This window comes from Streptomyces sp. R21, assembly GCF_041051975.1.
Taxonomy (GTDB): domain Bacteria; phylum Actinomycetota; class Actinomycetes; order Streptomycetales; family Streptomycetaceae; genus Streptomyces.
This window is the reverse complement of the sequence record NZ_CP163435.1, coordinates 1,225,994-1,243,807: the sequence shown is the minus strand read 5'-3', so window position 1 is coordinate 1,243,807 and position 17,814 is coordinate 1,225,994. Positions and strand designations below refer to the sequence as shown.

Genomic DNA, 17,814 nt, shown 5'->3' with positions numbered 1-17,814 from the left:
ACCCCCTCACGAAGGCACCGACATGAGCACCAACATCCTGCGCACCGCCGACGGCTGGTGGGTCGTCCGCGGCGACCGCGCCGTACCCGTCGACACCAAGGCCGTCACCACCGCCGAGCTGATCGCCGACCGGGGCGCCGTACGGGAGGCGGCTCGCTCGGCCGACACGGGCACGCCCGTCGCCGACCTGGTCGCCCTCTCCCCGGTCACCACGCCCTGCCGGGTGGTCGCCCAAATGGTCAACTACCGCAGCCACGCCCGCGATTCGGGCTTCACCGGCGACATCCCGCCCGCCTTCTTCCGTAAGGCGTCCGGCTCGGTCAGCGGGCCGCACGAGAGCATCGTCCGGCCGCCGCATGTGAAGTTCCTCGACTACGAGATCGAACTCGGCCTGGTCATGGGCGCGCCGCTGCCCATCGGGGCCGTCGTCGAGGAACGCGACCTGTCGTCGTACGTCGCCGGCCTGGTCGTCACCAACGACGTCAGCGCCCGCGACGTGCAGCTCACCAAGACGCAGTTCTACGAGAGCAAGTCCTACCCCACCTTCACACCCACCGGCCCCTGGCTGACCCTGCTGGAGGCGGAGGACTTCGCCCATCTCCTCGACCTGCGGCTGAAGTTGAGCGTCAACGGCGAGCTGCGTCAGGACCGCACCCTCGCCGACATGATCGTCCGCCCGGCCCAGGCCCTCACCCTGCTGGCCCGCTTCCAGACCCTCGACCCCGGCGACCTGCTGCTGACCGGCACACCCGGCGGCACCGCCCTCAAGGCGCCACCGAAGCCGGTCGAGAAGATCGGCGCGCTGCTGCCGCCCGCGGTGAAGTGGAAGGCCTTCTTCAAGTCCCAGGCGAGGAATCCGCACTACCTGCACCAGGGCGACGTCGTGACGGCGACGATCGCCACCCCGGACGGCCGGATTGATCTGGGCGAGCAGCGCACCCCAATCACGGACGCGAAGTAGGAACCCGAGGTGAGCCGCACCGCACAGCACGTACCAGTCGTCATTGTCGGCGCCGGGCCCGTGGGCGTGACCGCCGCCCTCCTCCTTGCCCGGCGCGGTGTCCGCACCGTCGTCCTGGAACGCCACAGGGACGTCTACCCCCTTCCGCGCGCCGTCGCCACCGACGACGAGGTGCGCCGCATCCTTCAGGCCGCAGGGGTCCAGGAGGAGTTCGCCGCGATCGCCCGCCCGGCGAACGGGCTGCGGCTGCTGGACGCCCGGCACCGGGTCATGGCCGAGTTCCGCCGCACCGGGCACGGCCATCACGGCTACCCGCAGACCAGCATGTTCGACCAGCCCGAACTGGAACGACTGCTCCGCGACGCCCTGGCCCGCACCCCGGAGTGCGAACTGCGGGGCGGCGTGGAGGTCACCGGCGTCGGCCCGGACACCGAAGGCCCCGTGCGCGTCACCTACCGCGACGCCGAGGGTGAGCACCAGCTGTGGGCCGAGGCCGTCCTCGGCTGCGACGGCGCGGGCAGCCTCACCCGCGACGCCATCGGCGCCGTATGGGAGGACCTGCGCTTCGAGGAACGCTGGACCGTCATCGACGTCCGCACGAACGCCGAAGTGCGCTGCTGGGAGGGCGTCGACCAGGTCTGCGACCCGCACCGCCCGGCGACCTTCATGCGCGTCGGCGAGGACCGCTACCGCTGGGAGTTCCGGCTCCGCGACGGCGCCGAACCGGTCCGCGAGCTGGTCGCCCCGTGGCTGCCGCCCTCCTACGACGGGGACTTCGAGATCGTCCGCGAGGCCCAGTACACGTTCCGGGCGCGCATCGCCGACCGCTGGCGCCGCGGACGTGTCTTCCTCCTCGGCGACGCGGCCCACCTCACCCCGCCGTTCATCGGCCAGGGCCTGTGCGCGGGCCTGCGCGACGCCTACAACCTGACCTGGAAGCTCGCCCACGTCCTTCAACAGGGCGCAGATGAAGGGCTGTTGGACACGTACGAGAGCGAGCGCAAGCCGCACGCACGGCATGGGATCCGGCTCGCGGTCGCCATGGGCTGGGCCATGACCGGCGGCCAGGACGGCGCCGCCGCACTGCGCCGCGGACTCCTGGCCGCGGCCTGCCGCATCCCCGGACTGACCACGGCGGCCGGCCGTGACCTCAGCCCGCCCCTGACCGCCGGGCCCCTCGTCCGACGCCATATGCGCAAGGGACTGGTGGGCACGCACTGCCCGCAACCGTGGATCACCGCCGACGGACGGCGTACCCGTCTCGACGAGCTGCTCGGCGACTCCTTCGCCGTGCTCACCGCCACCGAACCGTGGCCGTCGCTGAACGCCCTCGCCCACGGACTCGGCGCCCGGGCGATCCCCGTCACCGACCTCGGTGACGACGGGACCCTCGCCGCCTGGCTGCGCACCGGCCGGGCGGACGCCGTACTGCTGCGCCCCGACCGCGTCGTCATGGACGTAGTCCCGGCCGGGGGCCGGGACTTCACCGACACCGCCGCCTGGGCGCCCCTGCTGCACACCACACGCAGCCCCCACCCACCCCGACGGACCACCGAGAACGTCTTGTTGAGGAGCGCCACACGATGACTGGGCCCGACCCTTTCACGACACCTGATCCGCGGGCCGTCGCCGACAGCCGCATCATGGACTTCGCCCGCCACATCGGGATGGCCGGTGCCGACTACGCCGCCCTGCACCGCTGGTCGGTCACCGATCTGGAGGGCTTCTGGGGCGCGGTGTGGGAGTACTTCGACATCGACGCGGACACTCCGTACGAGCAGATCCTGGCCCAGGAGACCATGCCGGGCGCCCGCTGGTTCCCCGGCGCCACCCTCAACTACGCCCACCACGCCCTGCGCAACCTCGCCGACGACGCCGTGGCGATCATCGCCCTCGACGAGACCGGCTCCTGCTACGAGGTGACCGCGCGCCGCCTGCGTTCCCAGGTAGCCTCCGTCGCGGCCACCCTGCGCGAGCTGGGCGTCGGCCAGGGCGACCGGGTCGTCGGGTATCTGCCCAACACCCCGCACGCGATCGTCGCGTTCCTGGCCGCCGCGAGCCTGGGCGCCGTGTGGTCGGTGTGCGGACAGGACTACGCCCCCAAGGCCGCCGCCGACCGTTTCGCCCAGCTCGAACCCACCGTCCTGATCGCCGCCGACGGCTACCTCTTCAACGGCACGACCCACGACCGTCGCGAGGCCGCCCGCGAACTCGCCGGTGCGCTGCCGACGTTGAAGGCCACCCTGCTGGTCGACCATGTGGGTCTGCCCTGGCCGTCGCAGCCGTATCCGTCGCTGGTCGTGCCGTGGGAGGACGCGGCCACCCGCACCGAGGAGCTCACGTGTACTCCGGTGCCGTTCGACCATCCGCTGTGGGTGGTGTTCTCCTCCGGCACCACCGGCCTGCCCAAGGGCATCGTGCACGGCCACGGCGGTGTTCTGCTGGAGCATCTCAAGACGCTCGGCCTGCACTCCGACCTCGGTCCCGGCGACCGCCTGCTGTGGTACACGACCACCCACTGGATGATGTGGAACCTGGTCGCCTCGACGCTGCTGACGGGCGCCGCGACGTGCACATACGAGGGCAGCCCGGCACCCCTCGCCGAGCCCGACATCCTGTGGAAGCTGGCCGCGCGCCACCGGGTGACCGTCTTCGGCATCAGCCCCCAGTACCTGCTGGGCATGGCCAAGTTCGGCATCGACCCCTCGGTTCACGACCTGTCGTCGATTCGGGTGGTCGGCTGCACCGGCTCCGCCCTGCCGGCCTCCGCCTACCCCTGGGTCCGCGACCACGTCGGCGAGCGGGTGCTGCTCGCGTCGATCAGCGGCGGCACGGACGTGGTGTCCGGCTTCGCGGGCAGCGCGCCCAACACCCCGGTCTGGGCAGGGGAGTTGTCCGCACCCTACCTGGGCGTGGCGCTGGCCGCCTACGACGCCGAGGGCTGCTCGGTCACCGACCAGGTGGGAGAGCTGGTCGTCACCCGCCCGATGCCGTCCATGCCGCTGTACTTCTGGAACGACCCCGACGGCACCCGCTACCGCGACGCCTACTTCTCCTCCTACCCCGGCGTGTGGCGGCACGGCGACTGGATCACGCACACGGGCCACGGCTCGGTGATCGTCCACGGCCGCTCCGACAGCACGCTGAACCGCAACGGCGTACGTCTGGGCAGCGCCGACATCCACGACGCCGTCGAGCGTCTCCCCGAGATCACCGAGGCCCTGGTCATCGGCGCGGAGGAGCCGAACGGGGGCTACTGGATGCCCCTGTTCATCGTCCCCGCCGCCGGGGTCACCCTGGACGACACCCTGCGCGAAAAGATCGGGGAAGCGATCCGGAGCAGCGCCTCACCCCGCCACGTCCCCGACGAGATCCTCGAAGTACCGGGCATCCCGCGCACTCGCACCGGCAAGAAGCTCGAAGTCCCCATCAAGCGTCTGCTCCAGGGCGCTCCGGTTGAGCAGGTCGTCAACCCCGCCGCCGTGGACGCCCCCGACCTCATCGACCACTTCGCCCGCCTGGGCGCCGAACGCCGGGGGCGGTCGACGTGACAACCGCGCACCGCATCGATCGGGCCGGCATTGCTGATGGCCGCGGCCGCAGCGGTCCACCTGCGCCACGGTGACCCGCCGGGGTCGGTCCGTCAAGGACCGACCCCGGCGGGCACTCACCGTCTCAGAGGGTTACGGCAGTGGCGGGTAGGCGTTCTGCATCAGCTGCTGGAACTGGGCGGAGAACCAGTGCCCGGCCAGCGGTGCGTTCGCGAGGGCGCCGCTGGGGCTGTTGCCGTTGCGGGGGTTGCCGCCGTAGGTGGGGTCGCACATGCGGTCGAAGCCCTTGCCCTCGTCGTTGGAGACGGCGGAGCTGGCGCCGTCGGACTCACCCGGCGGCTTGACCCAGACGTAGGCGTCGACCCCGGCGGCCGGGGCCGCGGTGGGCCGCTGACCGATTCCGGCGCCGCTCTGGTTGCACCAGTTGCCGGTGTGGACGCGCCGGTCGATGCGGCCGCCGTTGACGTAGTCGTCGACGGAGGTCATCGGGCCGGGGCCGGTGGGCCGCGCGGAGCCGCCCCAGCCGTTGCGGGAGGTGTCGATCAGCATGCCGAGGCCGGAGTCGAAGCCGGCCGCGACCAGCTTGTCCCGCAGCCCGAGCGCGAACGACTGCTCGTCCACGTACTGGTTCCAGTCCACCCACTTCGACTGCCGGACGGTCTGACCGTTGACACTGTCGGTGACCTTGAAGTTCGGCTCCTTGGTGGCGCCGTAGTTGGCGGTGTTGACGATGAACCCGGCCACGTCGTTCACGCTCGCGCCGTTGGACGTGGCGACCTTGGCGAACTCCTGCACGGACGGGCCGAGGTTGCTGTCCCAGCCGAGCCAGCCGTGGTGGCCGGCGTCGATGTAGTTGTAGACGTTCGGGATGCCGCCGAGCTTGTCCAGGGCGTAGGAGACGCCCTTCTCGTAGTTGCCGTTGCCCTTCATGGTCACGCAGGCGTCGGTGGTGGTGTTGGTGCCGCCGGCGTTGGTGACCAGGTTGGGCAGCGAGTCGGGCTCGATGACGTTGGCGATCCGCAGGCCCGCGTACTTCGGGTCGGCGAGGATCGACGCGATCGGGTCGATGTACTGGGACTTGTACTTGTCGAGGTCGTTCGGGCCGAGTTCACCGTTGGAGGCCAGAGCGGAACAGTCGCGGCCGGGCAGGTCGTAGATGACCAGCTGGACGACCAGGTCGCCGGAGCCCTTCTGTTTCAGCGCCTCGTCCAGATGGGCGCGCAGGCCCATGCCGCCGGAGACACCGTTGATCGCGGCCATCCGGTCGAGCCAGACGGCGGTGGGCTGGTCGGAGATCCGGCTGCCGCCCGGTTCGGCGGCGGCCTTGGCCGACCATTCGGGGTTAACGTACACCTTGGCCCCGACGTAGGGATTGTCGGCGCGGCTGCCGGTGCCGCCGCCTCCGCCGCCACCTGTGCCGCCTCCACCGCCCGAGCCACCGCCGTCGTCCACGTTGCAGGTGACACCGTCGAGCGTGAACGTGGCGGGCACGGCGTTGGTGCCGCTGTAGGAGCCGTTGAAGCCGAAGCTGACCGAACCTCCGGTCGCCAGCGTGCCGTTGTAGCTCTCGTTCGCGGCGGTGACGGCGGCACCGCTCTGGGTGATCTTCGCGCTCCAGCCGTTGGTGATCTGCTGGTTGCCGGCGTAGGACCACTTCACCGCCCAACTGCTCTTGGCGGCGCCGTTGTTGGTGACGGTGACCGAGGTGGTGAAGCCGGTGTCCCACTGGTTCTGCACCTTGTAGTCCACGGTGCAGGGGACCGAGGCGGTGGCGGCACCGGCCGGTGCCGTGAGAAGCGCAGTCCCCGTGGTTCCGGCGACCAGCGTCAGCGCGGCGACAAGTGACATTCTGGTACGACTCATGAGTGCGGGTTCCTTCTCCTTCGAGGTGATCACGGGTTGAGGGCACGCAGGTGCTCGCGCAGGCCGGTGCCGTGCGCGGTGGGCGTGCCGTCGTGGTTGGGGATCAGGGACGGCCCGAGGAGCAGTCCCAGGTGTTCCGGGTCCAGCCCGGACAGGACAGGTCTCGGTCGTACGTCAGCCAGGGGCTGAGGCCGTTGGAGTACGACGGCCGGTGTGATGTTCTTCGCGCCAACGCCCCGTACGACGTTCACGAGATCCGGCATGTCGATGACCTGGTGGTCGGTGGCAAGCACCTTCGGCATGGCTGTCTGCGCCGGGATCACCGGCAGGGGCCGCACTCGAAACGAGCGCAACCGCACCGGCGTTGGCTGGAAGTACTGAACGCGGGGGATGCCGCATGAGCGACTCCTTGCAGCTTGGCGCGCCGTGACGGACGCGTCGAGTGATGGAACCGCTCCCACTGGTGTGACGGAAGGTAGCGCCAACTAAGCAGGTTGCACAGGGGTGTTGCTGAACTTTCTACTAGTCGGTTCAGTTCAAACGATTCAACTTCTCAACGTCTTGACGGCATCCGTGCCCATCCTCACTATGGGAGCGCTCCCACTGGTTCAAGCCTTGACCCCCACCGAGCCGCACCCCGCAAGGGAGGACCAGAAACATGGATCCCGGACGCAAGCGCAAAGCTGTGAGACGGCTATGGACCGCCGTGACGGCCGCGCTCGCCCTGCCCCTCTCGATGCTCGCCACAGGTTCAACTCCCGCTCAGGCAGCGGCAGTTCAGTGCAGCGTCGACTACAAGACCAACGATTGGGGCTCCGGCTTCACCGCCGACCTGACCATCACCAACCGTGGTACGGACGCCGTCAACGGCTGGACCCTGACGTACGCCTACAGCGGCAACCAGAAGCTCAGTAACGGCTGGAACGGCACCTGGTCGCAGTCCGGCCAGTCGGTCACCGTGAAGGACGCCGGGTACAACGGAACGATCGCCGCGGGCGCCGCCGTTTCCACGGGTGCCCAGTTCAGCTATAGCGGCACCAACTCGGCACCCACCTCCTTCGCGGTCAACGGCACCACGTGCGCGGGCGCGCACCAGCCGCCGGTCACCGTGCTGACCAGCCCGAAACCGGGCGCGGTCTACACGCAGGGGGATCCGATCCCGCTCGCGGCGACCGCGGCGGCCGCTGACAACGCGACGATCGGCAAGGTCGAGTTCTACGACGACACCACGCTGCTCGGTACGGACACGAGCGCGCCGTACGAGCTCTCGGCTTCCAGTTTGACCGTGGGCAGTCATTCCCTGGTGGCGAAGGCGTACGACAGCCTGGGCGCCTCCGCCGAGTCCACGCCCGTCGGCGTCACCGTCGCCTCCGGACCCGCGGTCGTCGCCTCGCCGAGCCAACTGGGCGTCCAGCAGGGCAAGTCGGGCACGTACACCGTGAAGCTGTCGACGCAGCCGAGCGCGAACGTGACGGTGAGCGTGGCGCGCACGGGCGGCAACACGGGTCTCTCGGTGACCGCCGGCTCGTCGCTGACCTTCACGCCGTCCAACTGGAGCACCGCGCAGCAGGTGACGGTGTCGGCGGACTCCTCGGGCACTGGCGCCGCCACGTTCACGGCCTCGGCCACCGGCTACTCCAAGGCGACCGTGACCGTCACGGAGCTGGCCGCGTCGAAGGCGTACGACGCGCGCTTCCTGGACCTCTACGGCAAGATCACCAACCCGGCGAACGGCTACTTCTCACCCCAGGGCGTCCCGTACCACTCGGTGGAGACGCTGATCGTCGAGGCCCCGGACCAGGGCCATGAGACCACGTCGGAGGCGTACAGCTATCTGCTGTGGCTGCAGGCGATGTACGGCAAGGTCACCGGCGACTGGTCGAAGTTCAACGGCGCGTGGGCCCTCATGGAGAAGTACATGATCCCCACGCACGCCGACCAGCCGACGACCTCCTTCTACAACGCCTCCAAGCCGGCGACGTACGCGCCGGAGGCGGACACCCCGAACGAGTACCCGGCGAAGCTGGACCCCTCGGTGTCGGTGGGTACGGATCCCGTCGCGAGTGAACTGAAGAGCGCGTACGGCACGGACGACGTCTACGGCATGCACTGGATCGAGGACGTCGACAACGTCTACGGCTACGGCAACACCCCCGGCGGCACGTGCGAGGGCGGCCCGACGGCCGGCGGACCGTCGTACATCAACACCTTCCAGCGCGGTCCGCAGGAGTCGGTGTGGGAGACGGTTCCGCAGCCGACCTGCGACGCCTTCAAGTACGGTGGCAAGAACGGGTACTTGGACCTGTTCACCGGCGACTCCTCGTACTCCAAGCAGTGGAAGTACACCGACGCGCCGGACGCCGACGCGCGTGCCGTGCAGGCCGCGTACTGGGCGGACGTGTGGGCCAAGCAGCAGGGCAAGGGCAGTGACGTCTCCACGACCGTCGGCAAGGCGGCGAAGATGGGCGACTACCTGCGCTACGCGATGTACGACAAGTACTTCAAGAAGATCGGCAACTGCGTCGGCCCGACGGCCTGCCCGGCCGGCACCGGCAAGGACGCCTCGCACTACCTGCTGTCCTGGTACTACGCCTGGGGCGGCGCCGCCGACACCTCGGCGGGCTGGTCCTGGCGCATCGGCTCCAGCCACGTCCACGGCGGCTACCAGAACCCCCTCGCGGCCTACGCGCTCAGCTCCTACGCCGACCTGAAGCCGAAGTCGGCGACGGGTGCGAGCGACTGGTCCAAGTCGCTGCAACGGCAGCTGGAGTTCTACCAGTGGCTGCAGTCCGACGAGGGCGCCATCGCGGGCGGTGCGACCAACAGCTGGGCGGGCCGGTACGCGACCCCGCCGTCCGGAACGTCGACCTTCTACGGCATGTACTACGACCAGCAGCCCGTCTATCACGACCCGCCGTCCAACCAGTGGTTCGGCTTCCAGGCGTGGTCCATGGAGCGGGTCGCCGAGCTGTACCAGCAGACGGGGAACGCGCAGGCCAAGGCGGTTCTCGACAAGTGGGTGAAGTGGGCGCTGTCCAAGACCACGATCAACCCGGACGGCACCTATCGGATCCCCTCCACACTCCAGTGGTCGGGCCAGCCCGACACCTGGAACGCGTCAAGTCCCGGCGCCAACAGCGGACTTCACGTCACGGTCGCCGACTACACCAACGATGTGGGCGTTGCGGCCGCGTACGCCAAGACGTTGTCGTACTACGCCGCCAAGTCCGGTGACGCGACGGCGAAATCGACGGCGAAGGCGCTGCTGGACGGCATGTGGGGCAACTACCAGGACAGCCTGGGTGTCGCCGTCCCGGAGACTCGCACGGACTACAGCCGGTTCAACGACAGCGTGTACGTGCCGAGCGGCTTCAGCGGCACGATGCCGAACGGCGACGCGATCAACTCGTCGTCGACGTTCCTCTCGCTGCGGTCCTTCTACAAGAACGACCCGGCCTGGTCGAAGATCGAGGCCTATCTCAAGGGCGGCGCCGCGCCCTCGTTCACGTACCACCGGTTCTGGGCCCAGGCGGACATCGCCCTGGCCATGGGCTCGTACGCGGAGCTTCTCGAATAGCCCCCCTCTGAAGCTCTGCGTGCACGACCCCGTCGCAGGGTGACGGGGTCACCCCGCCGGGCGGTCCTCAGCCGCACAGGGGGCCGCCCGGCATTTGGCAGGAGCATGATCATCACCCGGCTCCTGCCAAACCGAATTGGGAGCGCTCCCAATCGATGGACGCTCTCTCTGCTCCCCTCACATCCCGCGCGGAGGATCCGCATGCAACAGTCAAAGCACAGGCGCAGGGCGCAAGCCCTGTTCGGCACACTGCTCGCCTCACTCGTCACGCTGGCGGCGCTTCTCACCGCCGCACCTCCGTCGCACGCCGACACGACGATCTGTGACGAGTTCGGCTCGACCACGATCCAAGGCCGATACGTCGTCCAGAACAACCGCTGGAACACCAGCGCCACTCAGTGCGTCACGGCCACGAGCTCCGGCTTCAGGATCGCCCAGGCCGACGGCTCGGTCCCGACGAACGGCGCCCCGAAGTCCTACCCGTCCGTGTTCAACGGCTGCCACTACACCAACTGCTCACCCGGCACCAACCTTCCGGCCCGGCTCAGTTCCATCTCGAGCGCGCCCACGAGCATCTCCTACAGCTATGTGAGCGGTGCGGTCTACGACGCCGCATACGACATCTGGCTGGACCCGACGCCCCGCACCGACGGCGTGAACCGCACCGAGATCATGATCTGGTTCAACCGTGTGGGTTCCGTGCAGCCGGTGGGCTCGCAGGTCGGCACCGCCACCGTGGCCGGGCGTTCATGGCAGGTGTGGTCCGGCAACAACGGCGGCAACGACGTGCTGTCCTTCGTCGCGCCGTCGGCGATCGACAGCTGGAACTTCGACGTGATGGACTTCGCCCGGCAGGCCATCTCCCGGGGACTGGCGCAGGACAACTGGTACCTGACGAGTATTCAGGCGGGGTTCGAGCCCTGGCAGAACGGCGCGGGACTGGCGGTGACGTCGTTCTCCTCGACCGTCAACCTCGGGGGCAGCACCCCCGGCGATCCGGGTGGCCCTGGCGGCTCATCGGCGTGCAAGGTGGCCTACGGCACGAATGTGTGGCAGGGCGGCTTCACGGCGAACGTCACGGTGACCAACACAGGTTCGTCCCCCGTCGACGGCTGGAAGCTCGCGTTCACGCTGCCCGCCGGGCAGCGGATCACGAGTTCGTGGAGCGCCGACATCTCCCCGTCGTCGGGAGCGGTGACGGCCGGCGGCATGGCGTACAACGCGTCCATCCCACCGGGCGGCCAGGTGTCGTTCGGATTCCAGGGCACCTACGACGGGACCTTCACCAAGCCGTCCGGCTTCAGCCTGAACGGTACGTCCTGCACCACCGCGTGACGGAGCCGGCCACGTCCGTCTGACGCTCGGCGCCCACGGGCGGCCGTGCATCCGGCCACAGGCCGGGACGAACCGGCGTCCGTCAACTCCGGGCCCACCCGCCTGTCTTCCCCGTTACGGCTGGGTGGGCCCGGCACCTTTCCCCGGGCCGAAGTACCGCTGCGCGGCGGGCGCCTCGTGGAGAACGCCGCAGGGCATGCGCACCGGCTTCGAGTTCCCCGCGCGAGATCAAGATCCGTATGTCGGTCACACGGGAGACGTATATCTTGTGACCAATCGAGACTCCTCTCGGGCTGAACACAACTGCCAGGCACGGAAGTTGTGTCCCCTGCTCCTTGGGCTCGTAAGATCGGTGATCTCGTGGGGGGAGGTGGTCATGGGCAGGCGACGCCCTGGTGCGCCGACGCTGGAAGAGGTGGCCGCCCACGCCGGGGTGGGGCGGGGCACGGTCTCCCGGGTCATCAACAACGAGTCCGGTGTGAAGGAGTCGACACGCCGAGCCGTGCAGCGAGCCATCGAGGAACTGGGGTACGTGCCCAATCTCGCGGCCCGGACCCTGGCCGGGCGGGGGGCCGACGCCGTGGCCCTCGTCCTGACGGAGCCGGACTGGAGGCTGTTCGCAGAGCCGTTCTTCTCGGAGATCGTCGGCTGGCTCGGAGATGCGCTGGCGGACACCGGGATGCAGCTGCTGCTGACCCTGGTCCGCTCGGAGACCGAGCGGCAGCGTTTCCTGGAGTACGCACGCGGAGGCCGGGTGGACGGAGCCCTGCTGATGTCCGTGCACGCGGACGATCCGCTGCCGGACATGCTCGCCGAGGCGCGGTTGCCGACCGTCCTGCTGGGGCGCCGCTCCGGTGACGAGTACGTCAGTTACGTGGACGCGGACAACCTGGGCGGGGCCCGCAGCGCCGTCTCCCATCTGGTGAAACGCGGCCGCAGAGCGATCGCCACCATCACCGGGCCGCTCGACATGTACGTTGCCCAGTGCCGGCTGCGCGGCTACCAGGATGCCCTGGCCCTGGCCGGTCTCAAGGGCGGGAAGACGTGGGTCGCCGAGGGCGACTTCACGGAGGAGAGCGGACGCCGCGCCATGGCGGAACTCCTCCAACGGCACCCGGAGATCGACGGCGTCCTCGCCGCGTCGGACACCACTGCCGCGGGGGCTCTGCACACCCTGCGCGCGGCCGGACGGCGGGTGCCCGAGGACGTCGCCGTGATCGGTTTCGATGACTTTCCGCTGGCTCAGCGCACCGAGCCGCGCCTGACCACGGTGCGCCAGCCGCTGGAGGAGATCGGGCGGGCCATGATCAGACTCCTGCTGGAGGAGATGGAGGAGCAGTCCGTGGCCTGGCGCCACGTCATCCTCCGTACGGAACTGGTCGTCCGCGAATCATCCTGACGGCCGTCCGCGCCCGCCGGGGGACTCGAGGCAGCCGTGAGCGTGACCCGCACATCCCGAAGCCGCGTGCCGCCGACGGTCCCTGACGCGGCTGCCGTACCCGCTCGGCTCAGCGCGCCGCGCCGTTGACCCGCGCCTGCCGTCCGATGGGAGCGGCGGCTGTGCTGGAGCGCAGCGAGATCGAGGGTGCCAGCAGGATGTGCCGGGGCGGGGTGTCCGGCGCGGCGATGCGTTCCACCAGCAGGGAAACGGCCTTCTCGCCCATCTCCAGGGCGGGTACGTCCGCCGCGGTGAGCGGCGGACGGAAGTCCTCGGCCCAGGTCTTGGCCGCCACTCCGGTGATGGAGAAGTCGTATGGCACTTCGAGACCGGTGTCCGCCAGCGCCCGCTGGATGCCGGGCAGGGCGGCCTCGTTGATGGTGGTGACAGCGGTGAGGTCCGGATGACTGTGCAGAAGCTCCGCGATGCACTCCTGGCCGGAACGGGCGTCGTCCCCGCACGGCACTTCGATGCCGTCGATGCCGCGTTCCGCCAGGGCCTTCTCGAAACCCTCCCTGGCCCTGCGGGCGGGGCCGTATCCCGCCGCGATGAGTTCCGGGGACCGGGTGACCAGAGCCACCCGGCGGTGCCCCAGATCGGCGAGGTGCCGCACGCTGTGCTGGATCAGGCCGGCGTAGTCGACGTCGATCCAGGACATCTGCTGGTCGCCGGCCGTGTGCCCGATGCCGACGAAGGGCAGCCCGGCGTCCTGCAGCCGGCCGACACGAGGGTCGTCCAGGCGGATCTCCATGAGAATCACGCCGTCCACGCGGCTCTCCGAGACCAACCGCTCGAAGGAACGGTCGTGATCCCCGCCGGAAGGGGACAGCAGCACATCCAGGTCCACCCGGGCGGCGGCGTCGACCACGCTGGCGACGAAGTCCAGTTGCATGTGCGTGAGCCGGTTGCCGGCGGGCGGGATGACCAGACCGATCGTCCGGGTCCGCCCCTCCTTGAGGGCCCTCGCTGCCGCGTTGGGCCGATATCCCAACTCGTCGATCACGTCCTGGATACGCCTGCGGGTGCCGGCCGCAACGGGTCGCTTTCCGCTCAGCGCGTACGACACCGTGCTGCGTGACACCCCCGCGCGCCGGGCGATCTCCCCGATGTTCATGCAGCTCCCAAGAACTCACCCACAGGCCGCAAGAGTACCGCGCGCGAAATGTTTCGCTCCTGGGGCAGAGTCTGCTCGCGGACCCGCCCGGCGGTGCCGAAGTGGTGGGATACAGGGGAGGGTTGTGCGCCGCGGAACTGCCGGTTCGGTGGTCATCCGAGGGACCATCGCTGGTTGCTTGCGCCGTTGCAGGTCCACAGTTCGATTGGGGTGCCGTTGGCGGTGGAGGCGCCGGTCACGTCGAGGCACAGGCCGGCGTGGACGTTGGTGATGGTGCCGTCGGCGTTGAGGTTCCACTGCTGGTTGGTCTGGCCGTTGCAGGTCCAGGTGATGACCTTGGTGCCGGGGCTGGTGCCCTGGTTGGAGGCGTCCAGGCACAGGCGGCTGGTGCCGGAGTACACGGTCAGTTCGTGCGAGGAGGTCGGGGACCAGGTCTGGTTCGCCGCGCCGTCGCAGTCCCAGATCTGTGTCTGCACACCCCCCGACGTGGACGAGCCCGGCACATCCAGACACCTGCGCGCACCCACCGCACGCAGCGCACCCGCGCCCGGGGGCGGTGTCGTGGTCGGCGGTACGTACGGGCACTTGCCGTGATAGATCGAGATGCCGGCGGGGTCGGCCAGGGTCGGGCAGAGGAACTGGGTGTAGCGGGTGTCGTTGTCGACGAAGGTCTTGAGCCAGGGGATCAGGACCTTCATCTCGGTGTTGTTGGGGTGGGTGTAGTAGACGTGGTCGGCCCCGGCGATCTGGAGAAAGGCACTCTGGGTGGCGGCTGGCATGGAGGCGTAGAGGCCGTCGAGGTACGAGGGGGTGACCACGGTGTCGTTCTGGCCGCCGATGACCATGGTGGGTACCCGGTCGGTGGTCAGGTTCTGCGAGGGGGAGTAGGGCGCGAGGGCGATGGCGGCTTTCAGCGACGGCCGTCGTTCGGAGGCGCTGATGACGCCGCCGCCGCCCATCGAGTGGCCGATGACCGCGAGCCGGTCGGGGTCGACCCGGTCACGTACGGGGCTCTGCCGGGTGAGATAGTCCAGCGTTGCCAGCAACTGGGTGCCGCGGGCAGTGTCGTAGTCGGTGCGGCTGTTGGTCTCGACACCGATCACGACGAAACCGAAGGACGACAGCCATGGCCCCATCCAGGCTTCTTCGTCGGCGAAACGGGCGGTGTAGCCGGGGACGATCGCGACGGCGCCCCAGGTGCCGAGGCTGGTGTCCGTGGGGTAGTAGATCGTGCCGCCGTTGAATCCGTTGCCGGGCGGCACGCCGACCGACGCGGTGGAGAAGGGGCCGCTGGTGGCGGCGACGCCGGCCACGGTGGGATCAGGTCCGCGCTGGTAGGGGTTGCCGACTGCCGACGCCGGCTGGAGGGTCGCGAGCATCGAAGCGATCAGCCCGGCGACGGCCACGATCACGGCCGCAACCGTTCTGCCGGGCTGCGTCCGTAAGCCGGGTCGCGTCCGGCCGGGCGGGGAGCCCTCGGACCCTCGCCGTGACAGTGCGCCTGCTGGCATCGGTAACCTCCTTGTGGATCTCCATGGTTGTTGAGGCTGTCGGGGCTGACCGATCCGGGAGTACGACCGATCGCTCCTGGTGACGGCACCGGCATCTGCGACCGGGAGGGAGGCGTGCGCGCCGTGCCGTGCCGTGCCCAGGGGAGACGGATACGCCCAAGTGCCATGAGTCCGCGGGGATCGGCGTCGGGCTGCCGGGAACCGTCACGGGTTCCGCGTCGCAGGTACTACCGAAAAGGTGTGTAGCGAATCGATTCCGTGCAAGCGCTTCGACGGGAGGCTACGGCTGGCAGAGTGCGGGGTCAATGATGTGCGCGAGGCGAATGCGGCGCCGCCGCGCGGATCGAAGCCCCACCGCTTCGGCCAGTGCCTGCGACCTGGCCGCTCATCCCTGGGCTTCGTGGCTACCTCCCTGGTCAACGGAGGGATGGCGGGTCACCCCGGGCGATTGGGGCCGGACCGTAGAGCACACCTGAGCGGCTGGCCGCTCTTGCGCGACGGCAGGTCGCGCCACCGTCTGTCTGCCGCCATGCCGGACCCGCTCGGGCGCGCCGATCCGTCCCGATCCACAGGAATCAGCCATCGAATCGATTCCGCGACAAGGTTCGGAGCAGAAGACTCCGCCCCCTTGACAGCCCTGTGGAATCGGGAGCACCGTCTCCCCCCGAAACCTCTCTGCAATCCCACGGCAAAAATGGCACGCAAGCGCTTCCGGTTCACCGGCGCCACCCACACAACCCGACTCGGTCGCGCCGGCACGGTAGGGAGATGAGATGGGAACCACACGTGCAAGACGCCGCCCGCTGTCAGGACGCGGTGGCGTCCGACGGCTGCTCGCGGCGGTACGCCGCCGTGGCAGGTCGGAAAACGTGCCTGATCAGGCACCTGTCCGTTCGTGGGAGCGCTCCCGCAGCTCCCGGGCGAATACGTTCGCCCGGGCGGGGGCCGCAGCCGTGCTCGTCGCCGGCGCGCTGGTCGGCGCCACGGCCACGGCCGGCACCGCCCGGGCCGCCACGTCCGGCCCGTGCGACATCTACGCGGCAGGGGGGTCGCCCTGTGTGGCGGCGCACAGCACGACGCGAGCGCTGTACGCCTCGTACAACGGGCCGCTCTACCAGGTCCGGCGTGCCTCGGACAACGCCACCCGGGACATCGGCCTGTTGAGTGCGGGCGGGTACGCCGACGCCGCCGCGCAGGACTCGTTCTGCTCGGGGACGACCTGCCTGATCACGATCATCTACGACCAGTCCGGGCGCAGCAACAACCTCACCCAGGCGCCCGGCGGCGGCGCCGCGGGCGGCCCCGACAACCTCGCGAACGCGACCGCCGCGCCCACCACGGTGGGAGGCCACAAGGCCTACGGCGTCTTCGTGGCGCCCGGCACGGGTTACCGCAACAACCACACCAACGGCATCGCGACCGGGGACAACCCCGAGGGCATGTACGCGATCTTCGACGGCACGCACTACAACGGCGGCTGCTGCTTCGACTACGGCAACGCCGAGACGGACAGCAACGACGACGGCAACGGCACCATGGAGGCCATCTACTTCGGCAACATCAAGGTCTGGGGCTACGGTGCGGGCAACGGCCCCTGGATCATGGCCGATCTGGAGAACGGCCTGTTCTCCGGCGTCAACCAGCACTACAACGCGAACGACCCGACCATCAACTACCGGTATACGACCGCCATCGTGAAGGGTGGCCCGAACCACTGGGCGATCCGTGGGGGCAACGCCCAGTCGGGCGGCCTGTCCACCTTCTACGACGGGGTGCGTCCCAACGTCTCGGGCTACAACCCGATGCGGAAGCAGGGCGCCATCATCCTGGGCATCGGCGGCGACAACAGCAAGGGCGCCCAAGGCACCTTCTACGAAGGCGTGATGACGTCCGGCTACCCGTCGGACGCCACCGAGAACGCGGTCCAGGCCAACATCACCGCGGCCGGATACAGCAACTCCACCGGCGGGACGAGCACCGGTGCGCTGCACGCGGTGGGCGCGGGCAAGTGCCTGGACGTGCCGAACTCGTCGACCACGGCCGGCACACAGCTGCAGATCTGGGACTGCAGCGGCGGCGCCAACCAGACCTGGACCCGCACGTCCTCGGGCCAGTTGACCGTCTACAGCGGCAGCAGCCAGATGTGCCTGGACGCGTACAACAACCAGACCTCCGCCGGTACCAAGGTGGTGACCTGGCCGTGCAACGGCGGGGCCAACCAGCAGTGGCAGGTGAACTCCGATGGCACCGTCACCGGCACGCAGTCCGGGCTCTGCCTCGATGTCACCGGCGCCTCCACAGCCAATGGCGCACTGGCTGAACTCTGGTCGTGCAACGGCGGATCGAACCAGCGCTGGAGTCTCAGCTGACCTGAACGGGCTCCAGCCCCGTGGCCCGGCTGACCGCCGGCCACGGGGCTCACCGCCGCCGGATGCAGGCGGCCACGACGGCGAAGAACGCCACA

10 protein-coding genes and 1 pseudogene are annotated in these 17,814 nt (G+C 69.4%); 7 read left to right on the top strand and 4 right to left on the bottom strand.

Features of this window, described 5'->3' with window-relative positions; genetic code table 11:
* Window positions 1–22: 22 nt before the first annotated feature.
* Genes AB5J56_RS05805 through AB5J56_RS05795 form a run of 3 tightly spaced genes read left to right on the top strand, consistent with a single transcriptional unit; the run spans window position 23 to window position 4,512 of the window.
* Entirely contained in the window at window positions 23–961 is a 939-nt protein-coding gene (locus AB5J56_RS05805) for a fumarylacetoacetate hydrolase family protein (RefSeq protein ID WP_369230716.1), read from the top strand.
* 9 nt (window positions 962–970) lie between these two features.
* Window positions 971–2,548: a bifunctional 3-(3-hydroxy-phenyl)propionate/3-hydroxycinnamic acid hydroxylase gene (locus AB5J56_RS05800; protein WP_369230714.1), complete on the top strand. Its 1,578-nt coding sequence runs from the start codon at window positions 971–973 to the stop codon at window positions 2,546–2,548.
* Window positions 2,545–4,512: an acetoacetate--CoA ligase gene (locus AB5J56_RS05795; RefSeq protein ID WP_369230712.1), complete on the top strand. Its 1,968-nt coding sequence runs from the start codon at window positions 2,545–2,547 to the stop codon at window positions 4,510–4,512. The genes AB5J56_RS05800 and AB5J56_RS05795 overlap by 4 nt, the downstream gene beginning before the upstream one ends.
* A gap of 132 nt (window positions 4,513–4,644) precedes the next feature.
* Here AB5J56_RS05795 and AB5J56_RS05790 read toward each other — a convergent pair whose 3' ends face one another.
* Together AB5J56_RS05790 and AB5J56_RS05785 are read right to left on the bottom strand one after the other, a co-directional pair.
* Window positions 4,645–6,375: a glycoside hydrolase family 6 protein gene (locus AB5J56_RS05790; RefSeq protein ID WP_369230710.1), complete on the bottom strand. Its 1,731-nt coding sequence runs from the start codon at window positions 6,373–6,375 to the stop codon at window positions 4,645–4,647.
* 29 nt (window positions 6,376–6,404) lie between these two features.
* Window positions 6,405–6,638, bottom strand: a pseudogene (locus tag AB5J56_RS05785) (hypothetical protein); the annotation flags it as partial.
* Window positions 6,639–7,033: 395 nt separating this feature from the next.
* On the opposite strand from AB5J56_RS05785, the gene AB5J56_RS05780 reads away from it, so the two are divergent.
* From AB5J56_RS05780 to AB5J56_RS05770, 3 genes are all read left to right on the top strand, one after another.
* Window positions 7,034–9,952 carry a glycoside hydrolase family 48 protein gene (locus AB5J56_RS05780; RefSeq protein WP_369230708.1) on the top strand — a complete coding sequence of 973 codons (2,919 nt, stop codon included), beginning with the start codon at window positions 7,034–7,036 and terminating at the stop codon, window positions 9,950–9,952.
* A gap of 201 nt (window positions 9,953–10,153) precedes the next feature.
* Entirely contained in the window at window positions 10,154–11,287 is a 1,134-nt protein-coding gene (locus AB5J56_RS05775) for a cellulose binding domain-containing protein (RefSeq protein WP_369230706.1), read from the top strand.
* A gap of 376 nt (window positions 11,288–11,663) precedes the next feature.
* Window positions 11,664–12,686: a LacI family DNA-binding transcriptional regulator gene (locus AB5J56_RS05770; protein WP_369230704.1), complete on the top strand. Its 1,023-nt coding sequence runs from the start codon at window positions 11,664–11,666 to the stop codon at window positions 12,684–12,686.
* 109 nt (window positions 12,687–12,795) lie between these two features.
* Here AB5J56_RS05770 and AB5J56_RS05765 read toward each other — a convergent pair whose 3' ends face one another.
* The gene (locus AB5J56_RS05765) at window positions 12,796–13,839 is read right to left on the bottom strand and encodes a LacI family DNA-binding transcriptional regulator (protein ID WP_369230702.1); all 1,044 of its coding nucleotides are present in this window, start codon (window positions 13,837–13,839) and stop codon (window positions 12,796–12,798) included.
* 152 nt (window positions 13,840–13,991) lie between these two features.
* Window positions 13,992–15,251 (bottom strand): RICIN domain-containing protein, encoded by a 1,260-nt coding sequence (locus AB5J56_RS05760; RefSeq protein WP_369230700.1) that lies wholly within the window; start codon window positions 15,249–15,251, stop codon window positions 13,992–13,994.
* Between the two features lie 872 nt (window positions 15,252–16,123).
* Here AB5J56_RS05760 and AB5J56_RS05755 point away from each other — a divergent pair.
* A complete protein-coding gene (locus tag AB5J56_RS05755; RefSeq protein WP_369230698.1) occupies window positions 16,124–17,719 on the top strand; it encodes an arabinofuranosidase catalytic domain-containing protein in 1,596 nt (531 codons plus the stop codon).
* The last annotated feature ends 95 nt before the right edge of the window (window positions 17,720–17,814 follow it).